Consider the following 3310-nt stretch of genomic DNA (forward strand, 5'->3'; position numbering starts at 1 on the left):
TCAGCCCGGCGCGCGACACGATGACGGGTGCGGCGAGGCGCAGCAGCTCCATCACGTGGGTGCGGACACGGCCGGACAGCGGACGGACGAGGGTTTCGCTGGCGCTCATGCGGGGGATTCCGGCGGTGACGGGCAAGGGGACGCCATCATGGCCGAGCGAATTACTGCGTCAAGGAAGGAGGCCATTCCGATTGCGCAGTTGCCCGTTGCGCGCGCGCATCCGGAACCAACGGGCCGGACGCGCCGTTCACAGAGCAGGTGTTCTTCAACGGTGTTCTTCAACAAGGAGACTGGGCGATGACCCGCACGATCCGGCTTCCCGTTCGCCAAATCGCGATGTTGAGCTTCCTGGTCGCGCTGACCGCCATGCTGGGCGCCTGCAATACGATGGAAGGCATGGGGCGGGACGTGCAGTCCGGCGGGCGTGCCATCGAACGGTCCGCCGACTGAGGCATGGGGGATTTTGCCTTGAGTGATCCGCACAAGCCGGTCCCGGAGGTCCCGCCGCCCGGCGGCCCGACCTCCCCCTCGCCCGACCGCCCGGCCCCGACGCCGGAGCCGCGCATTCCACCCAACCCGGAGACCCCGCCGGAGGTGACGCCGCCCAGCGACCCGACCTCCCCCGGCATCCCGCCGCCGTTCACGGCGTAGGGGGCTCGATTTTTCAGCGACGGAGCCGCGCCCGGGAGGGGGCGGCTCCGTTTGCGTGTGCGCTTGGGTGAACCGGAGTGCGTGGGTGCCCGGGACTGGGCCCGGGCATGACGACTTGGAGAGGTGTCGGACGGACTTACGCCGCGTTCACGCCGGCGCCGGCCTTGGCGGGCTGGGTGCCGTAGAGCTTCTGCGCGCGGATCTCGAAGGCGTTGACCATGCGGGTCACCGCCTCGTTGAACAGCACGCCCATGATCTTCTGCAGGATCGCCGAGCGGAACTCGAAGTCCACGAAGAAGTCCACGCAGGTGCCCTTCTCGTGCGGCAGGAAGATCCAGTGGTTGTTCAGGTACTGGAACGGCCCGTCGGTGTACTGAACGTCGATGCGCATGCCCGGCTCGTTCAGTTCGACGCGCGAGGTGAAGCGCTCGCGGATCATCTTGAAGCCGATGACGAGGTCCGCGTACATCACGTTGCCCTCGCGCCGGCGGATGCGCGCGGCGAGGCACCAGGGCAGGAATTCCGGATAGCGCTCCACGTCGGCCACCAGCCGGTACATCTGCTCCGGCGTGTAGGGCAGCACCTTCTTCTGCGCGTGCGTCGGCATGGCCCTGCCCCGTCAGCCGGCCGCTGCGGCGAGCTTCGCGGCGCGCGCCTCGCGCAGCCGCGCGAAGTCGTCGCCGGCGAAGTAGGAGGAACGGGTCAGCGGGCTCGCCGACACCATCAGGAAGCCCTTGGCGCGGGCGAGGCGGGCGTAGCCCTCGAACTCCTCCGGCGTGACGAAGCGGTCCACCGCCGCGTGCTTGGGCGTGGGCTGCAGGTACTGGCCGATGGTGAGGAAGTCGACGTCGGCGGCGCGCAGGTCGTCCATGACCTGCGCCACCTCTTCCTTGGTCTCGCCGAGGCCGACCATGATTCCGGACTTCGTGAACATGGATGGATCGATCTCCTTCACCTTCGCCAACAGCTGAAGCGAGGTGAAGTAACGCGCTCCCGGACGGATCGTCGGGTAGAGGCGCGGCACCGTTTCCAGATTGTGGTTGAACACGTCCGGTTTCGCCGCCGCGACCACCTCGACCGCACCCTTCTTCTTCTGGAAGTCGGGGGTCAGGATCTCGATGGTGGTGTCCGGCGCGTGGCGGCGGATGGCGGCGATGGTGCGGGCGAAGTGGTCGGCCCCGCCGTCGTCCAGGTCGTCGCGGTCGACCGAGGTGACGACCACATGGTTGAGCTTCAGCTGCCCCACCGCCTCGGCCACGTTCTCCGGCTCGTGCGGGTCCAGCTTGTCGGGGCGGCCGGTCTCGACGTTGCAGAAGGAACAGCCGCGCGTGCAGATCGAGCCGAGGATCATGAACGTGGCGTGCTTGTGCTTCCAGCACTCGCCGATGTTCGGGCAGGCTGCCTCCTCGCACACCGTGTTCAGCTTGAGGTCGCGCATGAGGGTGCGCGTCTCGTGGTACTCGGCGCTGGTCGGGGCCTTGACGCGGATCCACATCGGCTTGCGCTGGATGGGGTTGTCCGGCCGGTGGGCCTTTTCGGGATGGCGGAGCTTCTCGGATTGGTCAGGCATTAACGAAGAACCTTTGGAAGTGTATTCTGAATGAACTCCCTTAGAAGCGCGCCAACGGACTGCAACGAAACTTGCTCCACAGGCACAACTGCGTTTCTATACGAATCGTCGCTTGCCGTCGCAAACGGTGAAAATGCGGCATGAATCGACCTCGAAGCCATGCGTATTTGAATGATCACCTTCGCTAGATCGGGAGTAGCATCGAACGATATGGATGGCCCCTCCATCTCGCGTTGCCGAACCTGAAGTTTGAGGCTGGCGCTCGGAATCTGTGACGACGCAACCACCCCACGCTCACATTTAACCTGGGCATCAACCCCAGCTTTACTAAATGCTTCGCAAGCTTTTTTCATCTCAGGAACAATAATGTTATCAAAAATTGAATCAACTATATTGATAGCTTCTCTCCGCGCTTCCTCCGCATCATGCAGAGCAGCTTCATTTCTGATACGCTCAGCATTCAGTTCTTCGCGTCGCTTGTCGGCTACGGCCTTAGCGAGATTTGCGTACGGATTCTCGTCCATAATCCCTCCTGATGCCCGGGCGGCCTATGCCGACCGGGCATAGCCAGGATCACAATCTAACTAGAAGTGGATCGCCCGGCCATAGGCATCAAGGACGGACTCGTGCATCATCTCCGACAGGGTCGGGTGCGGGAACACGGTGTGCATCAGCTCCTGCTCCGTGGTCTCCATGGTCTTGGCGACCGTGTAGCCCTGGATCAGTTCCGTCACCTCGGCCCCGACCATGTGCGCGCCCAGCAGCTCGCCGGTCTTGGCGTCGAAGACCGTCTTCACCAAGCCCTCCGGCTCGCCCAGCGCGATGGCCTTGCCGTTGCCCATGAAGGGGAAGCGGCCGACCTTCACGTCGTAGCCCTGCTCCTTGGCCTTCGCCTCGGTCAGGCCGACCGACGCCACCTGCGGGTGGGAGTAGGTGCAGCCGGGGATGGAGCGGATGTCGAGCGGGTGCGGGTGCTTGCCGGCGATGGCCTCCACGCAGATGACGCCCTCGTGGCTGGCCTTGTGCGCCAGCCAGGGGGGCTGGGTCACGTCGCCGATGGCGTAGACGCCGGGCTCGCCGGTGCGGCAG

At 64.9% G+C, this 3310-nt stretch carries 5 protein-coding genes and 1 pseudogene; 2 read left to right on the forward strand and 4 right to left on the reverse strand.

Features of this window, described 5'->3' with window-relative positions; all coding sequences use genetic code 11:
- Positions 1-297 precede the first annotated feature (297 nt).
- Positions 298-450, forward strand: a complete 153-nt coding sequence (locus tag VED21_RS11425) for an entericidin A/B family lipoprotein (protein WP_324882480.1) — start codon at positions 298-300, stop codon at positions 448-450.
- Between the two features lie 18 nt (positions 451-468).
- Complete coding sequence (locus tag VED21_RS11430; protein WP_324882481.1) at positions 469-651, forward strand: hypothetical protein; 183 nt, start codon at positions 469-471, stop codon at positions 649-651.
- Positions 652-787: 136 nt separating this feature from the next.
- Here VED21_RS11430 and VED21_RS11435 read toward each other — a convergent pair whose 3' ends face one another.
- The 4 genes and pseudogenes from VED21_RS11435 to VED21_RS11450 form a co-directional block, all read right to left on the reverse strand.
- A complete protein-coding gene (locus VED21_RS11435) occupies positions 788-1258 on the reverse strand; it encodes a type II toxin-antitoxin system RatA family toxin (RefSeq protein ID WP_324882482.1) in 471 nt (156 codons plus the stop codon).
- A gap of 12 nt (positions 1259-1270) precedes the next feature.
- Positions 1271-2221: a lipoyl synthase gene (gene lipA, locus VED21_RS11440; RefSeq protein ID WP_324882483.1), complete on the reverse strand. Its 951-nt coding sequence runs from the start codon at positions 2219-2221 to the stop codon at positions 1271-1273.
- Positions 2221-2745, reverse strand: coding sequence for a hypothetical protein (locus tag VED21_RS11445; protein ID WP_324882484.1), 525 nt, complete (start codon positions 2743-2745; stop codon positions 2221-2223). The genes lipA and VED21_RS11445 overlap by 1 nt, the downstream gene beginning before the upstream one ends.
- 60 nt (positions 2746-2805) lie before the next feature.
- A pseudogene (locus VED21_RS11450) lies at positions 2806-3310 on the reverse strand (dihydrolipoyl dehydrogenase); the annotation flags it as partial.

This window comes from Azospirillum sp., from assembly GCF_035627195.1.
Lineage (GTDB): Bacteria > Pseudomonadota > Alphaproteobacteria > Azospirillales > Azospirillaceae > Azospirillum.